This is a genomic window from Chryseobacterium amylolyticum, assembly GCF_051011775.1.
Taxonomy (GTDB): domain Bacteria; phylum Bacteroidota; class Bacteroidia; order Flavobacteriales; family Weeksellaceae; genus Chryseobacterium.
Window position 1 is genome coordinate 243,056 of sequence record NZ_JBPCHX010000004.1, and the last position, 23,328, is coordinate 266,383.

General features: G+C 38.2%; 19 protein-coding genes. 7 read left to right on the plus strand and 12 right to left on the minus strand.

What is annotated here, in order from left to right; genetic code table 11:
- Window positions 1-220 precede the first annotated feature (220 nt).
- The 7 genes from ACR1PO_RS13045 to ACR1PO_RS13075 form a co-directional block, all read right to left on the minus strand.
- Window positions 221-3,805, minus strand: a complete 3,585-nt coding sequence (locus ACR1PO_RS13045) for a choice-of-anchor L domain-containing protein (RefSeq protein WP_433987033.1) — start codon at window positions 3,803-3,805, stop codon at window positions 221-223.
- 168 nt (window positions 3,806-3,973) lie between these two features.
- On the minus strand, window positions 3,974-6,334 hold the full coding sequence (locus ACR1PO_RS13050; RefSeq protein ID WP_433987034.1) for a choice-of-anchor L domain-containing protein: 2,361 nt from the start codon (window positions 6,332-6,334) through the stop codon (window positions 3,974-3,976).
- A 189-nt stretch (window positions 6,335-6,523) separates the two neighbouring features.
- Window positions 6,524-7,093 (minus strand): DUF1003 domain-containing protein, encoded by a 570-nt coding sequence (locus ACR1PO_RS13055; RefSeq protein WP_332389136.1) that lies wholly within the window; start codon window positions 7,091-7,093, stop codon window positions 6,524-6,526.
- Between the two features lie 10 nt (window positions 7,094-7,103).
- Complete coding sequence (locus tag ACR1PO_RS13060; protein ID WP_433987035.1) at window positions 7,104-7,874, minus strand: TIGR02757 family protein; 771 nt, start codon at window positions 7,872-7,874, stop codon at window positions 7,104-7,106.
- A gap of 7 nt (window positions 7,875-7,881) precedes the next feature.
- Window positions 7,882-8,796, minus strand: a complete 915-nt coding sequence (locus tag ACR1PO_RS13065; RefSeq protein WP_433987036.1) for a ribonuclease Z — start codon at window positions 8,794-8,796, stop codon at window positions 7,882-7,884.
- Window positions 8,797-8,864: 68 nt separating this feature from the next.
- The gene (rdgB, locus tag ACR1PO_RS13070; protein ID WP_376746461.1) at window positions 8,865-9,440 is read right to left on the minus strand and encodes an RdgB/HAM1 family non-canonical purine NTP pyrophosphatase; all 576 of its coding nucleotides are present in this window, start codon (window positions 9,438-9,440) and stop codon (window positions 8,865-8,867) included.
- A 41-nt stretch (window positions 9,441-9,481) separates the two neighbouring features.
- Window positions 9,482-10,312 (minus strand): CPBP family intramembrane glutamic endopeptidase, encoded by an 831-nt coding sequence (locus tag ACR1PO_RS13075; RefSeq protein WP_332389135.1) that lies wholly within the window; start codon window positions 10,310-10,312, stop codon window positions 9,482-9,484.
- A gap of 108 nt (window positions 10,313-10,420) precedes the next feature.
- Here ACR1PO_RS13075 and ACR1PO_RS13080 point away from each other — a divergent pair, with 108 nt between their 5' ends.
- The 4 genes from ACR1PO_RS13080 to ACR1PO_RS13095 all read left to right on the plus strand — a co-directional run bounded on the left by ACR1PO_RS13080 (window position 10,421) and on the right by ACR1PO_RS13095 (window position 14,949).
- Window positions 10,421-11,125: a hypothetical protein gene (locus tag ACR1PO_RS13080; RefSeq protein WP_433987037.1), complete on the plus strand. Its 705-nt coding sequence runs from the start codon at window positions 10,421-10,423 to the stop codon at window positions 11,123-11,125.
- 1 nt (window position 11,126) lies between these two features.
- A complete protein-coding gene (locus ACR1PO_RS13085; RefSeq protein WP_433987038.1) occupies window positions 11,127-11,837 on the plus strand; it encodes a hypothetical protein in 711 nt (236 codons plus the stop codon).
- 161 nt (window positions 11,838-11,998) lie between these two features.
- Window positions 11,999-13,597 (plus strand): peptide chain release factor 3, encoded by a 1,599-nt coding sequence (locus ACR1PO_RS13090; protein ID WP_374465085.1) that lies wholly within the window; start codon window positions 11,999-12,001, stop codon window positions 13,595-13,597.
- Between the two features lie 407 nt (window positions 13,598-14,004).
- The gene (locus ACR1PO_RS13095; RefSeq protein WP_433987039.1) at window positions 14,005-14,949 is read left to right on the plus strand and encodes a DUF4349 domain-containing protein; all 945 of its coding nucleotides are present in this window, start codon (window positions 14,005-14,007) and stop codon (window positions 14,947-14,949) included.
- Between the two features lie 241 nt (window positions 14,950-15,190).
- Here ACR1PO_RS13095 and ACR1PO_RS13100 read toward each other — a convergent pair whose 3' ends face one another.
- Both ACR1PO_RS13100 and ACR1PO_RS13105 read right to left on the minus strand, forming a co-directional pair.
- Window positions 15,191-15,556, minus strand: coding sequence for a hypothetical protein (locus ACR1PO_RS13100; RefSeq protein WP_002980711.1), 366 nt, complete (start codon window positions 15,554-15,556; stop codon window positions 15,191-15,193).
- A gap of 20 nt (window positions 15,557-15,576) precedes the next feature.
- Window positions 15,577-16,716, minus strand: coding sequence for an acyl-CoA dehydrogenase (locus ACR1PO_RS13105; protein WP_433987040.1), 1,140 nt, complete (start codon window positions 16,714-16,716; stop codon window positions 15,577-15,579).
- Between the two features lie 356 nt (window positions 16,717-17,072).
- On the opposite strand from ACR1PO_RS13105, the gene ACR1PO_RS13110 reads away from it, so the two are divergent.
- Complete coding sequence (locus tag ACR1PO_RS13110) at window positions 17,073-18,851, plus strand: AMP-dependent synthetase/ligase (protein WP_433987041.1); 1,779 nt, start codon at window positions 17,073-17,075, stop codon at window positions 18,849-18,851.
- Window positions 18,852-19,099: 248 nt separating this feature from the next.
- Here ACR1PO_RS13110 and ACR1PO_RS13115 read toward each other — a convergent pair whose 3' ends face one another.
- The 3 genes from ACR1PO_RS13115 to ACR1PO_RS13125 all read right to left on the minus strand — a co-directional run bounded on the left by ACR1PO_RS13115 (window position 19,100) and on the right by ACR1PO_RS13125 (window position 21,954).
- A complete protein-coding gene (locus ACR1PO_RS13115) occupies window positions 19,100-19,876 on the minus strand; it encodes a zinc ribbon domain-containing protein (RefSeq protein WP_374464681.1) in 777 nt (258 codons plus the stop codon).
- 2 nt (window positions 19,877-19,878) lie between these two features.
- On the minus strand, window positions 19,879-20,976 hold the full coding sequence (locus tag ACR1PO_RS13120; RefSeq protein WP_433987042.1) for a Nif3-like dinuclear metal center hexameric protein: 1,098 nt from the start codon (window positions 20,974-20,976) through the stop codon (window positions 19,879-19,881).
- Window positions 20,977-21,105: 129 nt separating this feature from the next.
- Entirely contained in the window at window positions 21,106-21,954 is an 849-nt protein-coding gene (locus ACR1PO_RS13125) for a phage tail-like protein (RefSeq protein ID WP_332389127.1), read from the minus strand.
- A gap of 250 nt (window positions 21,955-22,204) precedes the next feature.
- On the opposite strand from ACR1PO_RS13125, the gene ACR1PO_RS13130 reads away from it, so the two are divergent.
- The gene (locus ACR1PO_RS13130) at window positions 22,205-23,032 is read left to right on the plus strand and encodes an ion transporter (RefSeq protein ID WP_374464678.1); all 828 of its coding nucleotides are present in this window, start codon (window positions 22,205-22,207) and stop codon (window positions 23,030-23,032) included.
- A gap of 41 nt (window positions 23,033-23,073) precedes the next feature.
- Window positions 23,074-23,232 carry a hypothetical protein gene (locus ACR1PO_RS13135; protein WP_374464677.1) on the plus strand — a complete coding sequence of 53 codons (159 nt, stop codon included), beginning with the start codon at window positions 23,074-23,076 and terminating at the stop codon, window positions 23,230-23,232.
- Window positions 23,233-23,328: the final 96 nt, after the last annotated feature.

Consider the following 23,328-nt stretch of genomic DNA (forward strand, 5'->3'; position numbering starts at 1 on the left):
ATATTTTTTACATTAAAAAAACAAAACAAGAATGTTTTACAGTAAATTTTCGTTAATCAACCTTTATCCGGACAAACCGTAAATTGTGTGGCAGTATTGTTTTAACATATTTGCCATCTATTTTAAATAATTCACGAAACACGATACAGTTTCCCTTTAAAAACAACAAAATCTCTCATTGCTGAGAGATTTTGTTGTTTATTTTTTATTTTAAAAATATTTAATTTCTGTTTTTCAGAAGAATCCATCCTGAGCGCTGTTCCAGTTTTTTACTGGCCGGGTTTTCCCACTGTACCCTGTACCAATATGTTCCTGTAGGTAGATTGATTCCTTTTAAGGATCCTCTCCAGATAACATCACCTTTACCGGCTTTGAATACCTCTGCTCCATATCTGTCAAAGATGGAAGCTGCAAAATCTTTATATCCGCTGATTCCGGAGAAGTCTATCGTGTCATTGATACCGTCCATATTAGGGGTAATAGCATTGCTGATGACGAATGTAAAGTAATCCAGTGAAGTACCGCACTTAGCTCCTTTCACCCTTACCATTACGGAATACATGGTATTATTCAAAACTCCTGTAAATACATTTGATGACTGCCATGTCAATCCGCCGTCTATAGAATACTCTAAAACACCGCCTGTAGGATTACTTGCCGTAAGCGTTAGAATATGATTGTCGTAAACAATATTTGTAAACTGCGGCAGGTCAGGATTGATCAGCTGCGCAGAGAAAGTTTTGGAACAAACTCCATTGCTGATTGTCACGGAGTACGTTCCGGGAATATTAGTTGTTATAGTTTGTGTTGTAGCTCCTGTACTCCATACATAGGTATAGTTTGGCCCTGAACCGGCATCCAGAGTTCCTTTATCTCCGGCACATACAAATACATCTTTTAAAGTAGAAACGATTGCAGGAACTACTTCAATGGTAACTTTAGCCGGATTAACAGAACTACACCCGTTTCCTCCCAATGCATATACTGAATATTCTGTTGTTGCTGTAGGCGTAACGATCTGTGTGTTTCCGTTTCCGGTAAGTCCCACCCAGTTATAAGTAATACCTCCCGAAGCTGTTAATGTTACAGATTCGCCTTCACAGATTTTTAATTTAGATGCTGTAAGCCCTGCTATTGGCGGGCCTACCTGAACCGTCACACTTGCCGGCGTTGCAGAAATACATCCGTTAGCTCCAACGGCAAATACTGTATATACCGTAGTTGTAGTAGGCGAAACAACCTGAGTATTTCCATTTCCGGTAAGACCGTTACCCCAGTTATAGGTTACTCCTCCTGAAGCTGTTAATGTTACAGATTCACCAACGCAGATACGGGGTTGTGATGAAACAAGCGCAGCAACCGGCTGTACCTTATCTTCCTGCACTGTTACCGTTGACGTAAAGGTACAGGTCAGGTTTCCTGGTTGTGATACATTAGTAACTGTTAAAGTATATGTTCCGCCAGCGCTTACTACAGGGGTCAGTGTATTTCCTCCGGATACAATAGTTCCTCCGGTAGTTGTCCAGGCAATAGTAGATCCTGCAGGCACTACAGATGCTGAAGCGTTGATTGTGATCTGAGGGGTTGTACAGGTAATTGTTTGTGGCGCAGCAATCGTAAGCGTTGTCTGAGCTGTGCTTAATAACTGCAATGATACTACGTAGCTGCATCCTCCGTTGCTTACCAGTACGTAAATAGTCTGACTTGCTCCCGGCGGCGTATAGGCTGTAGGCGTTACAATAAAGTTTCCGTTAGCAGCAATAGCATCAGCCTGATTGACGTAGTAAGTAAAAGTAACTCCTGCTGTAGTGGTGATCTGAGGCTGGGCTTCTGTAAGATTATAAGTTAATCCCGGCTGGTAACATTTATGTAATGTTGCATTCTGTGCTGTAAAAGGTTCTGAAACTTCAATTGTTATACTCGCGGGATTTTGGGATGCACAACCGTTAGCTCCCACTGCTGTTACGGTATAAGTAGTTGTCACAGTAGGTGAAACAACCTGAGTATTTCCGTTTCCTGTGAGGCCATTACCCCAGTTATAGGTAGCTCCGCCCGAAGCGGTAAGTGTTGTGGAATCTCCTTTACAGATTTTTATTTTGCTTGCCGTAAGACCTGTAACAGGCGGAGCGCTGTTTCCTGTTACGGTTACAGTTCCTATTGCTGTACAGCTAATGTTTCCTGGCTGATAAACTTTCGTTATGGTTAAAGTATAGGTTCCCGGAGCGTTAACAACAGGATTCAGGGTAGTTCCTCCTGAGACAATATTTCCTCCGGTAGTCGTCCAGTTAAATGTTGCACCTGCCGGATAAACGGAAGCTGATGCATCCAGTGTAGTCTGAGAGCTGGTACAGGTAAGTACTGCCGGCGGTGCAATAGTAGGAACCATTTGTGGGGCTTTTACCAATTGAAGCTGTGCTACTTTTGCACAGAAGCCGGTTGCTACTCTTACATATACTGTTCCTCCTGCACTCGGATAAGCGGTAGGATTGGGAATTGTATTGGCATTTCCTGCATTGGCATCTGCCAGTGTGGTATAGTATGAAAACACAGCTCCCGGAGTTGTACTTATTGAAGCCTGTGCTGATGTTAAATTAAAGGTTGCATTTCCGGCAGCATAACAAGCCGTCAGTGTGGCATTCTGTACCGTGGGAGATGTTCCGCCAACTACCGTAATGGTAGCCTCTCCGGGACAGCTGTTACCCTGGATAAAAACCTTAACGGTATACACACCTGGTGCTGTCGCCGTGTAACTTGCGCCGGTAGCTCCCGGAATCGCATTGGTTCCCAGATACCACTGGTATGTTATATTAGGTCCCTGCACAGAAGCTGTAAAAGTCTGTGGGGTATTATCACACATATTGACGGATGAAGGCAGCTGTACTCCAGCCGGATCCAGAATTTTCACTCCGATATCGAATGATCCTGCTTCAAGAAATACGGCAGAATCAAAGTTGGGATCCTGGTAGTCTGCAAGGACAATCTTAAAATGATAAGTTTCCCCTGGAATTACCGTTGCATGAGCAGTCAGCGGAATGGTGCGCCCATTAAAGTTAGTTTCAATCTGAGCTGTATTGGTTCCTCCGTAATACGCTTCATTCTTAGGTCCACAGTTTTGGTATTGCGGATGGATATTGGTAACGCTTACAGGTCCTGCTCCTCCCGGAAGCACTGCAAGATTGGTATAAGTAGGATCAGATGCTTTTTTTAATAACAGGGCAAAACCATCGGTAATGGTACATGGAAAGTTTTGCTGATATTCTTTAGAAGCGAACAAATATCTGAAAGTAATTTCGGTAGAAGCAGCTACAAAGTCAAACTCTATAGATGTTGCATTGGTAAGGCTATTATTACTGATTCCCAAAGCGTTTGCCAGGTCTACATCTCCTCCGGTTCCCAGATCATCACTTAGAGTTCCCTGAAAAACATTCCCGGCTTTACTGGCATACCCTGTAGAAAGGATAATCCCCTTACTGAAAGGAAAATTGGTATTTGATTTATTAAAATATCCCCAGCTTCGGTTCTGATTGCTTGCAGGCAGATTTGGGGATACCGTTACATTGCTTACACTTGAGCTGGTACAGGTAGTTCCTCCTGATATGAGAACATCATTGATCAGCTGGGTTATAGGATAGCCGGATTCCGGATAGCTTGGTGCATTCACATCTATAAAAACACCAGCCCTTAAAGAAGCAGCCTTAGGTTTTGCAGCAATTTCTACCCTTCCTTTATTCTGAGCCAGAATAAAATTTCCCATGAAAGCTAAAAATAACGCTAAAAATAAATTTCCTCTCCTCCTATTTAACATTTTATATTATTTTAAACAAAAATACTATTTTTTTTAATTGAAATTCAAGTTAACACAATTTACATTATTACTAACGCAAATTTATTTATGTTAGAATATCAACTCTGTTTATTTTAAAATAATAAAAAAAAGACTGACAAAATTGTCAGTCTTTCAGTTATAGTTTAATTATTCTATATTTTTAAGCAATATCCATCCTGTTTTCACGGTAAGTTCCTTACTGGCAGGATCTTCAAAGGTTACCTGATACCAATATGTTGAAGTAGGAAGCTTTTTACCCTGGAAATATCCGTCCCAGTACGGCCTGATCTTCTCTGCCTTGAAGACTTCTCTTCCGTAACGGTCGAAAACCTGTCCGCTGAAATCTTTATAGTTGACTACTCCGCTAAAATCAATAGTATCATTAATATTATCCCCGTTCGGAGTAATTACATTTTTCATTACGAAGGTAAAAAATTCAAGGAAACCTACGCAGCTTGTATATTTAACTCTAACCCTGATCGAAATGATTTTATTTTTAGGCACATTGTTAAATACATTTGAAGACTGCCATGTAACTCCGTTATCCACTGAATATTCCAGAATACCATTACTTGGATTACTTGCCGTGATAATCATAGTTCCGCTCTCATTATAATCCACTTTTATCACTTCAGGGATTACGGCTTTAATCACCTCAGTTTTAAACTCTTTTGAACAAACTCCGTTACTGATCATTACCGAATATACTCCCGGAGTAGCTACTGTAATACTCTGACTTGTTTCGCCAGAACTCCACTGATAGGTATATCCCGGTCCTGAACCGGCATCCAGGATAATTTTATCACCCTGACAGATATGGCCTCCTTTCAGGTTTGAAACTATAGCCGGAACCACTTCAATTGTAATACGAGCCGGCTGAAGAGATTTACATCCCTGTGCTCCGATCGCGTATACAGTATATGTTGTTGTCTGAGTTGGGCTTACGGTTCTTATTCCTCCGGTAGCCGCTGCAGCATCACCCCACTCATATGTTACCCCTCCGGATGCAGTTAACAATACGGATTCACCGGCACAGATCTTTAATCTTGGAGCTGTCAGCACAGCGGTTGGTGTTTCTTCTTTTCTTAATGTTAAAGTAGCAATCTTACTACAGAAAGCACCATTGGAAACCAGCACATATAATATTTGTCCATCCGTACCTGTATAATTGGTCAGATTGGTAATATAGCTGTTATTTTGAGCCTGCGCATCAGCCTGATTTGCATAGAAACGGAATACCGCTCCCTGCGTTGTACTGATGAGAGGTTTTGCCGTTTCCAGATTAAAGGTAGTCAATGAAGGTGTTGTACAGAGCTTAAGTTCAGCATTCTGTACGGTAGGACTTGTTCCTCCGACGATTGTAATGGTTGCTTCACTAGGACACTGGTTCCCCGGAACCATTACTTTTACCGTATAAACTCCTGCCTGGGTAGCTATATATATAGCACTGGTTGCTCCCGGAATGGCCACGCCGTCTTTATACCACTGATAAGTCATTCCCGGAATCGGGGCTACCTGGGCTTTAAGCTGTTTTGGTGTGTTGTCACACATATTGATGCTTCCCGGTAAAACCACTCCTGTTTCATCTACAATCTTAATTCCAACATCAAAAGATCCTCCTTCCAGGAATACTGCTGAGTCATGAGTAGAGTCTTTTGCGTCTGCCAGTACCATTTTGAAATGATAGGTCTGCCCCGGGATTACATCTGCAACAGCCGTTAAAGGTGTTGTTCTTCCAAAATAATTAATAAGCAGATGCGGGTTTGCCAATCCTCCAAAATAAGCAGCATTGATAGGTCCGCAAGTGAATCCATTTCCTGAAGGGACAATATTGGTTGCACTTACAGGCCCCGCAGTTCCAGGTAATACCGCAAGATTGGTATAAGTGGGATCCCCTACTTTCTTCAGCAGCAGTGCAAAAGCATCAGAATAACCGAGACATGGATAATTTGAAGTATACTCATCGGAAGCGAATATGTAGTTAAATTTCACCTGGTTGGAATTCGGAACGAAATCAAATTCAAGGGCTACTGCATCCGTTAAGTTAACATTGGCTCCGGTAGCTGCTACAAGATCAGCATCACTTCCTGTTCCTACTGATTGTCCTACAGCTGCTACATAGCTATTACCTGCTTCAGAAGCATACCCTGTAGTCAGCACAATCCCATCCGTAAAGGGAAAATTGGTTGTTCCTTTATGAAAATATCCCCAGAATCTGTTGTTGTTGGTCACATCATGATTAGGAGATACAGTAACATTCGTAACGTTGGCTGTCGTACAGTTGGTACCGCCATTAATCAAAATATTCTTTACCAGCTGCTCCGGAGTATAGTTTGAAGGGGTATAAGGAGGTACATTCACATCAATGAATGCTCCGGCCCTGAGACTGGCGGCAGAAGGCTTTATCTTTTCTGATTTTCTGGCAGGTCTCGTTTGAGAAAATGCAGAAATAGAAATCAGTAAAAGAGAAAAAAGGAAAAAATAGTTTTTTAGTCTATAAGTTAACATTTTAATTTCATTTGTTCAAATGTAGCAAAAAAAAACATACTAGATCAGCCTTTAACATTACTATTTCATAAACATACAGATAGATTCACAACATTTTTTCCTTATTGTTACATTTTCTGCAAATCATAAAAACAAAACCCATAGCATAAAAAAACAGATCAATAGTATGATCTGTTTATGTTTTAACGGCTATTCTTCCGTCTGTTTATCATCTTTTTTCAACTGATCGATTTCATTCTGCAGCTGAGATATAATATCTTTTAAAGCCTTTATTTCATTTTTGTTCGAGCTTACATTACTTTTCAGCATTACATTTTTTGCTCTTTCATTGTGATCTTCTTCATCTTCTTCCTCATTGATCTCCTCAATATCTTCCTGGATGTCTTCGATATCTTCGTTAATTTCTTCAATGTCTTCACTGATTTCTTCGATATCCTCGCTGATCTCTTCAATATCTTCCTGGATATCTTCAATATCTTCACTGATCTCCTCAATATCCTCCTGGATATCTTCGATTTTCTCATGGCTCTTGTTCACGGACATCTGGATGAAGATTGCCAGATAAATAGCTTCCAGAGAAAGCACTGTCGTAAGAATCAGAAGCATTTTATCAAAATTGACAATATCCAGCATCGGAAGCACAAACGAGGTAATGAACAGTAATGTATGGACAATCAGAGACTGGATAGATCCTATCCATGATGTAATCTTATCTGCTATTTTTTCAAGAACTTCTGTTTTTTCGTTATATTTTTTCATCCTTATATGTTTACAACAGTTCCTTTGTTACTCCTAATCCAAACAAAGCAAAATCATATTTTGCCGGATCTTTCTCATCAAATTTTCTGATGGCAGTATCCAATTCTTCCACCGTTTTCCAGTCATTCTGGGTTCGGGAAACCAATCCCAGCTTTCTGGAAATATTTCCGGTATGCACATCCAGAGGAATGGAAAGGTTTTTCTGATCTATATTTTCCCAGATTCCAAAATCTACGCCACGTTTATCTTTGCGCACCATCCACCTCAAAAACATAATAATTCTTTTGGCAGAAGAATTTTTATAAGGTGAGCTGATGTGTTTATGACTTCTGTGCTTTTCTGTTTCCAGAAATCCGCTTCTGAACCTTTCTATGGCGTGCAGAAAGTTATTCTCCGTTTCTTTTACTTCAAATAAACTCTCCAGACTTTCATTTTCTTTATAAATCCTCTTGAACTGTCTGATGAAATAGGAAAAATCCTGCCCGTTGAACGTTCTGTGAATGCTTTTATCCTGAATATTTTCCAGATCTTTTTCTGAATAATTCATCACAAAATCATAGGGAGAGTTTCCCATCATATCAAGCATCTTATCCGCAGAATTAATGATCGACTTTCTGTTTCCCCAGGAGATCGTAGCTGCCAGAAATCCTGCAATTTCAATATCCTGCTTTAAAGAAAAACGATGCGGAATCTGTATCGGGTCATTTTCAATAAAATCGGGAGCGTTATACTGATCTGCCTTTTCGTTAAGAAAATCTCTGAGTTCTTCAAATTTCAGCATATTCATTTTAAATCTTTACACTTTCCAATGCTTTTGGCAGGAATGTATTGGGAAAAATTTCTCTGGCTTCATCGGTAAATACGGTCAGATCGCCGTATCTGTTGGAAAAATGCCCTAAAATCAGCTTTCCTACCTGAGCTTTCTGAGCAATGGTTGCTGCTTCTAATGCCGTGGTATGTCCTGTATAATCCGCCATCTCTTTCAGATCATGTAAAAAAGTAGATTCATGATATAAAACCGTCACATTTTTGATAATCGGAATAACGCTTTCAAGATATCGGGTATCACTACAGAATGCATAGGAAACTGATGGAGCCGGATCAACAGTCAGGATCTCATTTTTAAGAACATAACCGTCACTCAGTACAAAGTCCTTCCCTGCTTTGATATGATGATAATCGCAGGTTTCAATTTCGCTGTATTTAGCAATCTCTTTCATATTAAGATGCCTGTCTTTCGGCTTTTCTTTAAAAAGGTAACCGTTACAGTAAATCCTGTGATCCAAAGGAATAGTATATACCTCTATCCTGTTGTCCTCATATATTTTTTCAGAATAATCTTTATCCAGCTCATGGTAAACCACTTCAAAACCACGGTGGGTTTCTGTTATCTGAAAAATGGTTTCCAGCATTTTTTTAATTCCTTTCGGACCATAAACATGCAGCGGGTTTTCTCTTCCCAAAAGACGGAAAGAAGCAATAAGTCCCGGCAGCCCGAAACAGTGGTCGCCGTGAAGATGGGAAATAAAAATATGATTGATTTTTGAAAATCTTGCTTTCGCTTTTCTCAGCTGTACCTGTGTACCTTCTCCACAATCGATCAGGAAAAGTCTTTCTTCCATTTCCAGCAGCTGGGCTGTGGGGGATGTGTTGATGGTTGGAATCGCTGAATTAAAGCCTAATATTGTTAAATAAGTACTCAAATCAATAATTTATGATGACAAATGTACAACAGAAAAACCAAATGGACGTTTTGCCCTGATATTTAAACTTAATCAGTCACTTTTAAAAAATCCATAAATAAATCTAATGCCTGCTTACGGTGGCTGATCTTATTTTTATCTGCAGGATCCATTTCTGCAAAGGTTCTTTCATATCCTTCAGGAACAAAAATCGGATCATATCCGAATCCTTTAAAGCCTTTATTTTCTGTGAGTAAATTTCCGTGAACCCTGCCTTCAAAATATTGGGCCCCGTTTTCATCATAGTAGCACAGAACTGTCACAAAATAAGCTTTCCTGTTTTCAATGCCCTGCATTTCTTCCAGTACTTTTTCAATATTTTTTGCAAAGTCATGATCTCCGGCATAACGGGCAGAGAAAATCCCAGGTCTTCCATCCAAAGACTCTACAACCAGACCGCTGTCATCCCCCAAACTTGGAATGCCTGTTTTTTCAAAGCAATATTTGGCCTTGATCAGGGCATTGGCATGGAAAGAATCTCCATCTTCCACAATTTCTTCGTGAATATTGTAATCGGTAAGACTTTTCACAACGCACCCATTCCCCAGGATCTGCTGTATTTCTTCTTTTTTATGTTCGTTGTGGGTAGCTACTAATAATTCCATTTCTATATTCATTTTCAATTTTACTTTTTTAATCAGGTTACCTACATTTCAGCATAATGCACTTTATACTTTTTCATAAAAAGATAATAGAATAAAGAAAAAAGTACAATTCCTGCAGCCAATACAAGCCATTCTGAAATATGAAGGACCTTCGCAAAACTCTCATCTTTACCGTATAGTACCAGTAAAGACAGGGTTAAATTATTAAATGCATGCAGCAGTATCGGCAACAGCAAAGATTTTGTTTTATGATATACCAATCCCAGCACACAGCCCAGCATTACTGCACTGATAAACTGCCATGGATTTCCGTGAACAACTCCAAAAATAACAGAGGCATACAAAATGGCTCTCCAGGGCTTCACTCCTTTGTTGATCAATCCTTTCTGAATAATTCCCCTGAATATAATTTCTTCAAAAACCGGAGCCATAATTACCGTCATAATAATCATTACAACGGGATTATCAGTTAATTGACTCATCAACTGAGTAAAATATTCATAAAAGTCCCCGAAAAACGGCCCTGTTGTAGGAATCTGAGCGGCAACAAACTCAGAAATAAACATCATCCCGGCCATCATTGGGAAAATAAGAAGGTATGTGGAAAAATTAACCGATGATAAGTTAAAGTTAAGCCTCTTTTGGGTGGTACGTCTTACGATGAGAAAGTCAAAAAAGACAATTGCAGTAAGGAATCCCACGGAATTCGCCACCATCAGAAACCAGTCTTTCAGTTCAATATTTTCCCTGAAAACAACTTTCCAAAAAGTGCTGAATAAGGAAACAGCCATTGTTCCTACGAATAATCCAACCACCAAAACAACACCGCCAATCCATGTAAAAGTAAACTTCGGATATTTGCTATTTTCCATCCTTTATCTGTAAAAGTTTATCAGAAACAAAGATAATTTTTTTGACTGCCACAGGCAACTAAAAAAGGATTTTCTTATTTTCGTTCCTTTATCCATGAACATCACAAAATGCAAACAGAATTTCCATTCCAAAGAATTGAGTCTACCACCAACAGGTGGATGACTGTTGTCCTGAATGCTCTTTTCTTTGTGATCTTTATTCCTTTCGCTTTGCTTTTCGTTTTGGGTCCTGTTTACGGAATTTATAAAAGAGGATTTGAAGCCATGCTGTACCCTACCGTGATCGGCTGGGGACTTTCATTACTGATTCTGATTCCTGTTATCCGTTATTATATCATCAAAAGAAAAAAAATAGCCTGCAAAATTGTGATTGATGAAACCGGGCTTTCATTTTATAATTCACAAAATAAAATTGTGGATCAGATCCTTTATACAGAACTCCGGCCTTCAAAACGGGATTTTGATATTTACAAGATAAATCCGTTAGGATCAGGAATCGCTCCTTTACTGGAAGTAACAATCTTATCAGAGAAAAAAGAAGAAACAACAAGACGTATTGATATGAATCTTCCTTTAAAAGTGGTAAAAAACAAATCTGCTTTGTATGCTCATTTTCTGCACGGCATTGTTGCTTTCCGCCCTGATTTAAAGGTAGATCCTCTCGTTTTCCGCAGCTATTCTATTGATACCGAAACCTGGAAAGTGAACCGCAAAGGGATTTCTTTGGGAGCCTGGCTTTTATTTCTGGCAGCACTCATAATTACGGCACTTATATGCGGGCTCGTTTTTTTGTTAACTGAAACCAAGAATTAATATGATTGAAAAATTTCAGGCCATAGAATCCAAAATCAATATACCCATTACTTCTTTTCTCATGGGAATTCTCTGGATCGCTGTCATTCTGATTATGGTGGTAATCGGGGTTGTTTTTAATCTTATTTATAATAATTTCAGACCACATATAGAAAATGACCTTGGTATCTCTGTCACGATTCTCATTGCCCTGCTTCTACTTATGTTCTGCTGCATCGCTTTGATCGTGGCTTTAACTTACAGAAAAAAACAAAAGATCCGAAAAGCCATTGTGGATGAAAAAGGAGTAACATTCTACAACCACCGTAATATAATTATTGAGACTATATTATATCATGAACTTCAGCCAGCTCAGCACTCATCCACCGATGTACACGTTTTCAACACCCAGACCGTAAAATACGGCAAAACGACATTGCAGGTCTACTTAAAAAATAAAGCTGGGGAAATTATGCCTTCAACGGTAGATTTTAATTTTAATTTAGTAATTCTACGCAACCAATATCAGCTTTACCGTCATTTTCTTAAAGGTATTCAACACTTTCGTCCGGATCTGAGAATAAGCCAACAAACAATTGATCAGTACAACCTTAGCTCAGAACCGCAAAAAACAGAATTTGGAATATTTGAATACATCATGTCTGCAGTTTTTATACTGATTGCTGCCGGATTGGTTTATGTCTTTATATTGCTGATCAAAATGTTTGCCTGATAAGTAGCGTTGACGCAAAGCCAATTACTGATGAGCTTATAGCCATATCTTTCATTCTCAAATGCGGTGATCCTTCTATTCTTCTGCGTTATGAATATTGTCTTCATTTAAATTTGAAAACCTCGTAAAAAATCACGATTTTTGCAACTTCAAAATACGATATGTCAGACTTAATCAAAGAAATACAAAAAAGAAAAACCTTCGGGATCATTTCCCACCCGGATGCCGGAAAAACAACCCTTACAGAAAAGTTACTTCTTTTCGGGGGTGCTATTCAGGAAGCGGGTGCGGTAAAATCCAACAAAATAAAAAAAGGAGCCACCTCCGACTTTATGGAAATCGAAAGACAGAGAGGGATCTCCGTAGCAACTTCCGTATTGGCTTTTGAATACAGAGACCATAAAATCAACATTCTTGATACTCCGGGTCACAAAGATTTTGCTGAGGATACCTACAGGACATTAACTGCTGTAGATTCCGTGATCGTTGTTATTGACGTTGCAAAAGGGGTTGAGGAACAGACCGAAAAACTGGTGCAGGTTTGCAGAATGAGAAACATTCCGATGCTTGTTTTCATTAATAAACTTGACCGTGAGGGTAAAGATGCCTTCGATCTTCTGGATGAAGTAGAACAGAAATTAGGATTAACCGTTTGTCCGCTTTCTCTTCCCATCGGTATGGGAAGTGATTTCCAGGGAATTTATAACATCTGGGAAAACAATATTCAGTTATTCCTGGAAGAGAAAAAACAGAAGGTTGGTGATTCCATTAAGTTTGATGATATCAACGATACTTCTATTGACGAGGTTATCGGTGAAAAAGCGGCTAACACTTTAAGAGAAGAGCTGGACCTGATCCAGTCTGTATATCCCGAATTCAATCGCGATGATTATATGAGAGGTGATCTTCAGCCTGTATTTTTCGGTTCGGCTTTGAATAACTTTGGTGTCCGTGAATTATTGGATGCTTTCATTGATATTGCTCCGATGCCACAGCCAAAAGAAAGTGATACCCGTCTGGTAAAACCGGAAGAAAACACTTTCACAGGGTTCGTTTTCAAAATCCATGCGAACATGGACCCTAAGCACAGAGACAGACTTGCTTTTGTAAAGATCGTTTCCGGGACTTTTAAAAGAAATGAAAACTATTTACTGGTAAGAGAAGGTAAAAAAATGAAATTCTCCTCCCCTAACGCATTCTTTGCAGATAAAAAAGAAGTGGTGGAAGAAAGTTTCCCTGGTGATATTGTTGGTTTACATGATACGGGAAGTTTCAGAATCGGAGATACACTGACGGGTGGAGAAAAATTAAACTTCAAAGGTATTCCAAGCTTCTCTCCTGAACATTTCCGTTATATCAACAACAATGATCCGTTAAAAGCCAAGCAGTTGGCAAAAGGTATTGATCAGCTGATGGACGAGGGAGTTGCACAGCTGTTTACCCTTGAAATGAACGGAAGAAAGATCATCGGAACAGTGGGAGCCCTTCAGTACGAGGTTATTCAGTACCGTCTTGAACATGAATATGGTGCCAAATGTACTTATGAACCATTATCCATGCATAAAGCATGCTGGGTAGAAGCTGATGAAAAGTCTGAAGAGTTCAAGGAATTCGCAAGATTAAAGCAGAGATTCCTGGCAAGAGACAAATACAATCAACTGGTATTCCTTGCTGACTCTTCTTTCACCATTCACATGACACAGGAGAAGTTCCCGAATGTGAAACTGCACTTCATCAGTGAGTTTAGAGATATTAAATAAGGCAAAAGGTAAAATCGCAAAAAGGCGAAATTGTTTCAATATAGATCCGCAGAGAATTTCTGCGGATTTTTTTCTTACTGTAGAATCATTTTGATAAAGGATGTGATTTTTAATATACCCGGATTCCTACGGAATGACAAAGTATGGACAAAAGTCAGCATTCTGTATGTCATTCCATAGGAATCTAATCCATGAACAATAAAGCTTTGTGATTAAATAATTCTTTAGAGAATATAAATCCTGTTGTTACACTCCTAAAACACAGAAAAATATTTTGTAAATCTTTTGTAAAACAAATACAAAACACTGAAAATATAACAGTTATAATTTTACCAGCGGAATACAGCCTATTTACAACTGTTACAAGAACTTCACTTCTAATTTTACTTCATCAAAAAATTAATCTTATGAAAAAGTTCATATTACTCGTTGCTGTATCAGGCACTTTCATTATGTGTAAAAAAGGAGAAGCTGCTCAGGATAAGATCACTGAAGCAATCCACACAGCTGACAGCGCTGCGGCGGTGGCTACGGAAACTGTTGACAATGTCAGCAAAACAGCAGATAAGGTTCTCGATTCTGCCAGTATCAAAATAAAAGATTTTGAAAATACCAGAAATGACATCCGGCAAAAAATAGAAAACACTTCCAAAATGGTAGATTCGTTATCTGAGAAAATAGCTTCTGCAAAACTGGAATCAAAAGTCGGAAAACCAGATTCTGCAGAAAAGAAATCTGAAAAAATTGCTGTAAAAACCCCTGCTCCGAAGGTTATTAAAGAAACCAAAATCATTTACAAAGAAAAGCCAAAAAATGACAGCTATGAACTGAATATACCGAAAGATAAGATGGTAAAATCAGGGTATCTTGCCATAAAAGCAGAAAATGCAGAAACGGTAAAGGAAATCATCAGGGAAGAAGCCTATAGAAACAATGCTTACATCAAAAATGAAAATCTTTCTTATGAAGAATCTGCCAACCCGCACGGAGAAGATCAGAAAATTTACAGCCTTGATATTAAAGTTCCTATCCGCCACTTCGACGGTTTAATGAATGCTATCAGCAACAATATCGGGGATATTGACACAAAAGATATCCAGGTTTCGGGAAGCCAGTATGCAGATAATACCATCTGTACGATCAATGTCAGGATCAGTGATCAGTCCAAAGCAGCAAAAGAACCGGAAACTTTTGGTGGAAAATCATTAGCTGCCATTGAATCAGGGTGGAATGTTATTACTTCCATATTCCTGTTTATCCTGCCGTTATGGCCTTTATTTCTTATTGCCGGTATTGGATATTATTTTTATAAAAAGAAGAATAAAAACACCGCTGGCAATGGCTCTCATTAGATTTTTAATTTTTTTTTAATGAGATTTGGAACTGATGTTCGATTCTTATGGTTAATTTTATCAAATATTCAACGGAAGTATTGTTTATTAGAAAAATTACTACTAACTTTAAGTATAATCAAAGTGAATGAATCTTCGATACAGACGAAGTTCTCAATAAAACGGAAATTTTAATTTCATATATTAATATTTTGTGATTTGGTGTAAAAGTAAGGCTCTCAATATGAGAGCCTTATTTGTTTTATTTCATATTCACTACTTTATCAACGATAAATTTTGTATTTCCTCTCCACGGAAGAGCCCCGTTGTACTCTTTATAATGCAGATCAAAGGTTTTACCGCTATTGGTTTCCAGTTGTTTGAAAACTTCAGGATCATCTACAGAAAACTCAAACTCATAGCTTGTAATGGTTCCTGTTTTTCCCCTTCCAAAACCTTCCTGAATCAGTTTTCCTTCATAGGTTTTAAAGATATAGCCTTTTTTCATGGCATAATTCAGGTATCCGGATTTTACTCCTTCCCCGAAAACGAAATAATACTTATACCATACAAATACTCCCAGTAACAGCAGTACAACACCGAGGGTGATCCACAAAGATTTTTTCATAGTAGTGTGTTTATAAAATGTTATTTTGCGATGCTTCTTGAGATCACAATTTTCTGGATTTCAGAAGTTCCTTCATAGATCTGAGTGATTTTTGCATCTCTCATTAATCTTTCTACGTGATATTCTTTCACGTATCCGTATCCACCGTGGATCTGTACTGCTTCAATAGTAGTATCCATTGCTACCTGAGAAGCGTATAGTTTTGCCATAGCTCCGCTTTCAGAAATATCTTTTCCCGCATCTTTTTCACAAGCTGCCTTGAAGCATAACATTCTTGCTGCAGTGATCTGAGTAGCCATATCTGCCAGTTTGAACGCGATAGCCTGGTGGTTGATGATCTCAGTTTTGAAGGCTTTTCTTGTTTTAGCATATTTCAGTGCCAGTTCGTAAGCTCCTGAAGCAATACCCAAAGCCTGGGAAGCAATACCGATTCTTCCTCCGTTCAGTACAGCCATTGCAAAGTTGAACCCGAATCCGTCTTCACCGATTCTGTTCTCTTTTGGAACTTTTACGTTATTAAAGATCAAAGAATGTGTATCACTTCCTCTGATTCCTAATTTGTCTTCTTTTGGTCCGATTTCAAAACCTTCCCACCCTCTTTCTACGATGAAAGCATTGATTCCTTTATGCTTTTTCTCAGGATCTGTCTGTGCAATGACAATATAATAGGTAGCTGTACCACCGTTTGTGATCCAGTTTTTGATACCATTTAAAAGATAGTAATCTCCTTTGTCTTCAGCAGTTGTTTTCTGAGAAGTTGCATCAGAACCTGCTTCCGGCTCAGATAATGCAAAGGCTCCGATTACCTGCCCGCTCGCCAGTGGAGTAAGATATTTTACTTTTTGCTCTTCAGAAGCAAATTTTTCAAGACCGGCACAAACCAATGAATTGTTTACAGACATTACAACAGCTGCAGAAGCATCCACTTTTGCAATTTCCTCCATGGCAAGCACGTAAGAAACGCTGTCCATACCCGCACCTCCGTATTTTGGATCTACCATCATTCCTAAAAGCCCCATTTCTCCCATTTTCTTCACCTGTTCTGCAGGGAATTTCTGGTCACGGTCTCTTTCAATCACTCCAGGTAAAAGTTCGTTCTGTGCAAAGTCTCTTGCTGCCTGCTGAATCATCAGCTGTTCTTCCGATAAATTAAAGTCCATAAAAAAAAATAATTAGATAGCCGTAAATTTACACTTTTTAAGCAAATCTGAAAAAATAAATTAAAAGCAGGAAAAAGGCACAGAAAAACCAATTTTTGAGAGGTTTAAGGATCTGAGCTACCTGTTTCGGGATTCAAAAAAATAAGATCTCAGATTGAAACTGAAATATCACAGGAATTGTGGAGTTATATAAAAGACCAATCGAAAGGATAAACCTCCCATTGAGGCTACCAGAGCTGTTTTTGATGAAAATTATTATGGTAAGCATTTAACTAATTTCTAATTATTGGCTTCAGATGTTTTCAATTAAAAAAAATGCTTATATTTAAATTTCTTTATAAATTATGTAAAAAATCATGACGATCAAGAGATTATTCGATATTCCGCACTATGCTTTAGAAAAATATCCTAAAACGGATATGTTTGTAACGAAGTATCATGGTGAATGGAAAAAAACTTCTACGCAGGAGTTTATTAATGAGGGAAATAAGATATCCAGAGGGTTACTGAAGCTGGGCATAAAGCCTGGTGACAAGATCGCTTTGATTACTACAAATTCCCGCACAGAATGGGCAATTATGGATTTCGGGCTCTCTCAGATCGGGGTTGTTTCAGTACCGGTTTATCCGAGTATTTCTCCGGAGGATTATGAATTCATCTTTAATAATGCAGAAATTCAGTACTGTTTTGTTTCTGATAAGGAGCTGTTGAATAAGGTCATGAAAGTAAAACACAACATCCCGAGCTTACAGGGAATTTTTACTTTTGATAACATCAGTGGCGCGGCCAACTGGAGAGAGATTCTGGATCTGGGTAAGGATGAATCTACACAAATTGAAGTGGATGATCTTTCCAATGCGATCAATACGGAAGATCTTGCAACCATCATCTATACTTCCGGAACTACAGGAAGACCTAAAGGGGTAATGCTTACCCATAATAATATTGTTTCAAACATCCTGGGAGCCATTCCGAGGATTCCCAAAAAGAGAAGTTTTGATTACAAAGAAGCCAGGGCACTAAGCTTCCTTCCTATCTGTCATATTTTTGAAAGAATGCTGTTTTATCTTTATCAGTACAACGGTTTTTCCCTTTATTTCGCGGAAAGCATTGAAAAAATGGGTGAAAACGTAAAAGAAGTTAAGCCGCATTACATGACTGTAGTACCAAGACTGGTAGAAAAAGTATATGATAAAATTTACAATACAGGATCTTCTGCCGGAGGACTGAAATCAAAAATCTTCTTCTGGGCACTGAACCTAATCAGTAAAAAGAAAACCATTTCAAAGCCATCCGGACTTCAGGAAATTATAGCCGATAAACTTGTATTTTCCAAATGGAGAGAAGGTTTAGGCGGTGAAATTGTGACTTTGGTTTCAGGATCCGCAGCATTGTCCACAAGACTCAATTTAATGTTCCAGAATGCAGGAATTCCTATTCTGGAGGGGTATGGTTTAACAGAAACTTCTCCGGTAATTTCTGTAAACAGCTTTGAAAAGATGAAGGTGGGAACCGTAGGGATTCCATTGGATAATTTAAAGGTAAAAATACAGGAAGACGGGGAAATTACCGTTAAAGGCCCATCTGTATTCAAAGGATATTTCCAGAATGAAGAAATGACCAGAGAAGCCTTCACAGAGGATGGATACTTCAAAACCGGCGATATCGGACATATAGACAGTGACGGATTTTTACAGATTACCGACCGTAAGAAAGAAATGTTCAAGACTTCAGGCGGAAAATATATTGCTCCCCAGACTATTGAAAATTTAGCAAAAGCTTCTAAATTCATTGAGCAGATTATGGTAGTAGGTGATGGTGAAAAAATGCCATGTGCTTTGGTACAGCCTGATTTCGAATTTGCAAAAAGCTGGGCCATGAGAAACAACCTGAATATCGGCTCTACACCGGAAGAGATTGCGAAAAGTCCTGAACTGAAGCAAAGAATTGAAAAAGAAATAGAAGGCATCAATGAACACCTTGGAAACTGGGAGAAAATCAAAAAAATTGAGCTTACCCCTGAAGTATGGAGCATTGAAAGCGGACTGCTTACGCCAACGTTAAAACTGAAAAGAAAAGCAGTAAAAGAGAAGTTTATTGCTTTGTACAATAAGATGTATGATCATCATGATTAAAAATCATCAACCGCTTCATTTTGAGGCGGTTTTTTTATAGGTTTTGGCTGAAGCCAATGGAGAATATCTTATTTTTGATTAAACGGGCTAAAGCCCGTTCCTACTGACTCCCATCATTCAGTTTTTTAATCAATTACAACACTATCACTGTCATTCGCAGGAATCCATGCTATGTTTAGATCAATTCATTCAGATAAAAAAAGCTGTTTCATTTCTGAAACAGCTTTTGTATGTTATAAAATCAATAACTAAAATTTAATTACAGATTTCATTTTTTCGTTTTCTTCCATTACCAACTCGTCATCAACAAGGATTTTCCCGGAGTGCTCATCAATGATGATTTTCTTTCTCTGAGCAATTTCCATCTGCTTTTGAGGAGGAATCGTGAAGAAAGATCCTTTTGGAGCTCCTCTTTCCAATCCTACTACAGCAAGACCGTTGATAGAGTTTGTTCTGATTCTGTTGTAAGAAGCCAGTAATCTCTCATCGATTTTAGCTGCGAATTCTTTAGACTGCTCCAGAAGATATTCTTCTTCTTTCTGTGTTTCAGAGATCAGGCCATCCAATTCTTCTTTTTTGAATTTCAAGTGGCTTTTCAAATCGTCGATCTTAGCATTCAGTTCGCTTAAAGTTTCGTTTTTGTGAGCAATTTTAGCTCCGAATTCTTTAATTCTTTTTTCAGCAAGCTGAATTTCCAGATCCTGGAATTCTATTTCCTTCCCTAATGCTTCAAACTCTTTATTGTTTCTTACATTATCCTGCTGAGATTTGTATTTCTCAATTAAAGTTTTAGCATGGTTAATCACTTCATGCTTTGTTTTGATCTGATCTTCCTGATCTTTGATATCTGCATGAAATTTTTCAGCTCTTTTTTCAAGACCTTCAATCTCGATTTCAAGATCTTCAACTTCAATTGGCAATTCTCCTCTAGTATTTCGGATTTCATCCAATCTTGAATCAATGATCTGTAAATCGTATAAAGCTCTTAATTTTTCTTCAACTGAAATATCGTTGGTTTTTGCCATATTTAAATGAAATAATTTACTGGGTTTGTTTTTTCAATAGATTTTGAAATTGCAAATGTACTAAATTTTTGTGATAAAATTTCAAATAATTGTTGAGTAACAAATTGTTCAGATTCATAATGTCCTATATCACAGATCAGCATTTTAGACTCTGCCAGAAAATAGTCATGGTATTTAAGATCTCCGGTAAGGTAAGCATCACATTTTTTGGCGGCTGCAGATCGTATTCCACTGGCTCCCGAGCCACCCAGAACCCCTACTCTTTTGATTTTTTTATTATTGAAAGCCGAATGTTTTATGACTTCAAGGCCAAACTTTTCTTTCACAAATCCAAGGAAATCTTTTTCATCCATTTCTTCTTCCAGGTCTCCGTACATTCCCAGTCCGGCATAATGATTTTTATTGTCCAGACTGTATATCTGGTGAGCCACTTCCTCGTAAGGGTGGGCCGCTTTCATCGCTCCTACAATCTGGCCCTGTTTAAAGCTTTCAAAAATTACAGAGATCATGTCTTCATCCGCATTTTCACGAATTCCCTGCTGTCCGGAAAACGGATCTGATCCTTCCACCGGTCTGAATGTCCCGTTACCGTTCACTGTAAAACTGCATTCGTCATAAAACCCGATATTGCCTGCACCGGCTGAGAACATAGCTTCTTTTACTTTTCCTGAATATTCTTTGGGTACAAAGACCGTTAATTGTTTTAAATTATTTTCTTTTGGCTGAAGGATTTTCATATTCTTCAGTCCCAGCTGGCTGCAAATTCCATGGTTTACCCCAAAGAAATCATTATCAAATGCGGTATGAACGGCATAAATCGCCACTTTATTTTCAATAGCCTTTAAAACAGCTCTTTCCACATAGTTTTTTCCTGTTAAGGATTTTAATCCGGAAAATATAATAGGATGAAAACATACAATCAGATTACAGTTTCTTGCAACCGCCTCATCTACCACATTCTCCAGTGCATCATGGCATACCAGAATTCCGGATACATCGCGGTCATAAACACCACACAGCAACCCTACATTATCAAAATCTTCTGCCTGTCTGATCCTTATTTCCTCTTCTATCTTTGCAATTACAGTTTTTAGTTTCATTACTTTATATTTTACGGTTGCAGCGAAGATATTAATTTTACTAAAAATCCGGAAAATTTTCTGCAGCAATAAAAAAACCGGCTTTCATCGGCCGGTTTCATTTTGATATTAAAAGAATAAAAAAGGCTGTTAATCTTTGAAAAGCGATACTCTGGTAAAGGATTCTATTACTACACCGCAGTTTATATCAGACTCCATAAAAAGCTGGTAGCCTCTGCCCGGATCAAGACTCGCAGGGTCTGCAATGGTATAGAAATAAAAGGTAAGAATGTTACCTGTTCCACTAGAACCGCTTGGAACCAGCTGGATAGAGTTAATTTCAAAACCGGAATCAGGATTTTTAAAAGTAGCTTTTATTGATCCTGATGAATTGGACCCTGGAGTAATTGTAGCAATGGCTCTCCAGATGTGTACTTGCCCGTAAATTTCATTTTCCCTCCATTTACCGGTGGCCGAGACATAAATATTACTTGTAACTCCCGGAAATGGAACCGTTGTTTCCGGCCAGCTTGTAGTAGGGCTTGGCGCAAAGACCAGCGGTGTGGCATAAAGCACCTGTTGTCTCGGGCCATAGCCGCTTCCTGCTGCACTTAAACTGAATGAGGGTTTTACATTTGCGTTTCCAGAATTTATTTTAACGACACCGTCGTTACCAGCCTGAGAAGATGTGGGAACAAAAAGCTGTCTCCAGAGGGTACCATCCCAATACTGGAAGTTATTCGTTGTCGTATTAAAAATAAGGGTTCCTGCAGTAAGGTTAGCATTTACAACACCTGCAGGAGGTACTGTGGAAGCATTATTATCAGCCAGGTAAGTATCCCGGTCGGTATCGGTAAGACGAGGAATAAGAATTCCTTTCTGGTTGGAAACTATATCCAGTACTGAAGCACCATTCGGCGCGGTAGTATTAATCCCAACCTGACCATACATAAAACTGCTTATCAAAAACAGCATAAACAAGGTTAAAATTTTTCTCATGATATAAAGCTTTTGTAGAATAAAATTACAAACTTGACCCATAAAAATGTTAAAAAAAACATTTTTATATGTCATATTTTATTCGTATTTTACTAAATATAACACATTGAAAAACATGTAATTAAGTATAAATAATTCACTTTTTAATGACAGAAAATTCATTAACATTTGCAGGATTCTTTTAACAATCATATATTTACCCTATACTTTGCAGAAATTATTAACTTCGCTGTGAAATAACCCTATAGAAATGGAAAGAGAACATAATCTTGTTCCTGAGGATAAACTTTGGAAAAGATACCTTTACAGGATAATTTATCGCTCCGATACAAAGCTTGGAAAACTCTTCGACATCATATTATTATCTTTAATTCTTGTAAGTACTGCCATTATTATGATGGAAAGCGTGCCTAAGCTTGATAAAAGATTCCATTATACCTTTCTGATCCTTGAATGGGTAATCTCGATTTTTTTTACTGTTGAATATTCTATGCGGATTGCTGTAGTAAAAAATAAACGTAATTATATATTCAGTTTTTTCGGAATTATAGACTTCCTTGCCCTTGTACCTTTTTACCTCAGCTTTTTCTTCCCTGTCACCAAATATTTCCTGATCTTCAGAATGCTGAGAATGCTGAGGATATTCAGGATTTTCAATTTGCTGGATTTTATGAATGACGGTTACTTAATTGTAAGGGCTTTAAAGAACAGTTCGAGAAAAATTTACATATTCCTTCTGTTTCTGATCATTTTCTCCGTTATTGTAGGTTCGCTTATGTTTATGGTGGAAGGCGGAAGAGAAGGCTTTGAAACGATACCGCAATCCATCTACTGGGCAGTGGTTACGGTAACCACCGTAGGATATGGTGATGTGTCTCCTATTACGCCTTTAGGAAAGTTTTTTGCAGTTGTTCTGATGCTTGCCGGTTATTCCATTATCGCAGTTCCTACCGGTATTGTAACAGCGGAAATGAGAAACAAAAGACAGAACCTGGAAATGGTATGTGAACGGTGTGGCAATGATGACATTGATGATGACGCAAGGTATTGCAAGAAATGTGGCAAGAAATTAGCTTAATATTTGATATAAGTAAAATATTCACCAAATACCACGAAATCATGGAACCGAAAAAGAAAAACAGACCCAATAGCCTAGTGATTATTCTTTTTGCACTGGTAGTGCTGATGATCATCATTTACTTTATCTTAGTAATGTTCTTCCCTACTGTTTTTGATCTTATGAATAAGGGAGATATACAGCCGGTGCCCAACAAATGACAAGTAATGGGTAATAAATAATTCATAATAGATGATCATCATGATAAAATAAAAAAGATGAGTGAAATTATTTCACTCATCTTTTTTGATCAATTA

Excerpts from the sequence above, each read along its gene's own strand:
- ACR1PO_RS13045 (WP_433987033.1), bottom strand. The coding sequence starts at position 3,805 with ATGTTAAATAGGAGGAGAGGAAATTTATTTTTAGCGTTATTTTTAGCT.
- ACR1PO_RS13050 (WP_433987034.1), bottom strand. The coding sequence starts at position 6,334 with ATGTTAACTTATAGACTAAAAAACTATTTTTTCCTTTTTTCTCTTTTA.
- ACR1PO_RS13055 (WP_332389136.1), bottom strand. The coding sequence starts at position 7,093 with ATGAAAAAATATAACGAAAAAACAGAAGTTCTTGAAAAAATAGCAGAT.
- ACR1PO_RS13060 (WP_433987035.1), bottom strand. The coding sequence starts at position 7,874 with ATGCTGAAATTTGAAGAACTCAGAGATTTTCTTAACGAAAAGGCAGAT.
- rdgB (WP_376746461.1), bottom strand. The coding sequence starts at position 9,440 with ATGGAATTATTAGTAGCTACCCACAACGAACATAAAAAAGAAGAAATA.
- ACR1PO_RS13075 (WP_332389135.1), bottom strand. The coding sequence starts at position 10,312 with ATGGAAAATAGCAAATATCCGAAGTTTACTTTTACATGGATTGGCGGT.
- ACR1PO_RS13080 (WP_433987037.1), top strand. The coding sequence starts at position 10,421 with ATGCAAACAGAATTTCCATTCCAAAGAATTGAGTCTACCACCAACAGG.
- ACR1PO_RS13085 (WP_433987038.1), top strand. The coding sequence starts at position 11,127 with ATGATTGAAAAATTTCAGGCCATAGAATCCAAAATCAATATACCCATT.
- ACR1PO_RS13090 (WP_374465085.1), top strand. The coding sequence starts at position 11,999 with ATGTCAGACTTAATCAAAGAAATACAAAAAAGAAAAACCTTCGGGATC.
- ACR1PO_RS13095 (WP_433987039.1), top strand. The coding sequence starts at position 14,005 with ATGAAAAAGTTCATATTACTCGTTGCTGTATCAGGCACTTTCATTATG.
- ACR1PO_RS13100 (WP_002980711.1), bottom strand. The coding sequence starts at position 15,556 with ATGAAAAAATCTTTGTGGATCACCCTCGGTGTTGTACTGCTGTTACTG.
- ACR1PO_RS13105 (WP_433987040.1), bottom strand. The coding sequence starts at position 16,716 with ATGGACTTTAATTTATCGGAAGAACAGCTGATGATTCAGCAGGCAGCA.
- ACR1PO_RS13110 (WP_433987041.1), top strand. The coding sequence starts at position 17,073 with ATGACGATCAAGAGATTATTCGATATTCCGCACTATGCTTTAGAAAAA.
- ACR1PO_RS13115 (WP_374464681.1), bottom strand. The coding sequence starts at position 19,876 with ATGGCAAAAACCAACGATATTTCAGTTGAAGAAAAATTAAGAGCTTTA.
- ACR1PO_RS13120 (WP_433987042.1), bottom strand. The coding sequence starts at position 20,976 with ATGAAACTAAAAACTGTAATTGCAAAGATAGAAGAGGAAATAAGGATC.
- ACR1PO_RS13125 (WP_332389127.1), bottom strand. The coding sequence starts at position 21,954 with ATGAGAAAAATTTTAACCTTGTTTATGCTGTTTTTGATAAGCAGTTTT.
- ACR1PO_RS13130 (WP_374464678.1), top strand. The coding sequence starts at position 22,205 with ATGGAAAGAGAACATAATCTTGTTCCTGAGGATAAACTTTGGAAAAGA.
- ACR1PO_RS13135 (WP_374464677.1), top strand. The coding sequence starts at position 23,074 with ATGGAACCGAAAAAGAAAAACAGACCCAATAGCCTAGTGATTATTCTT.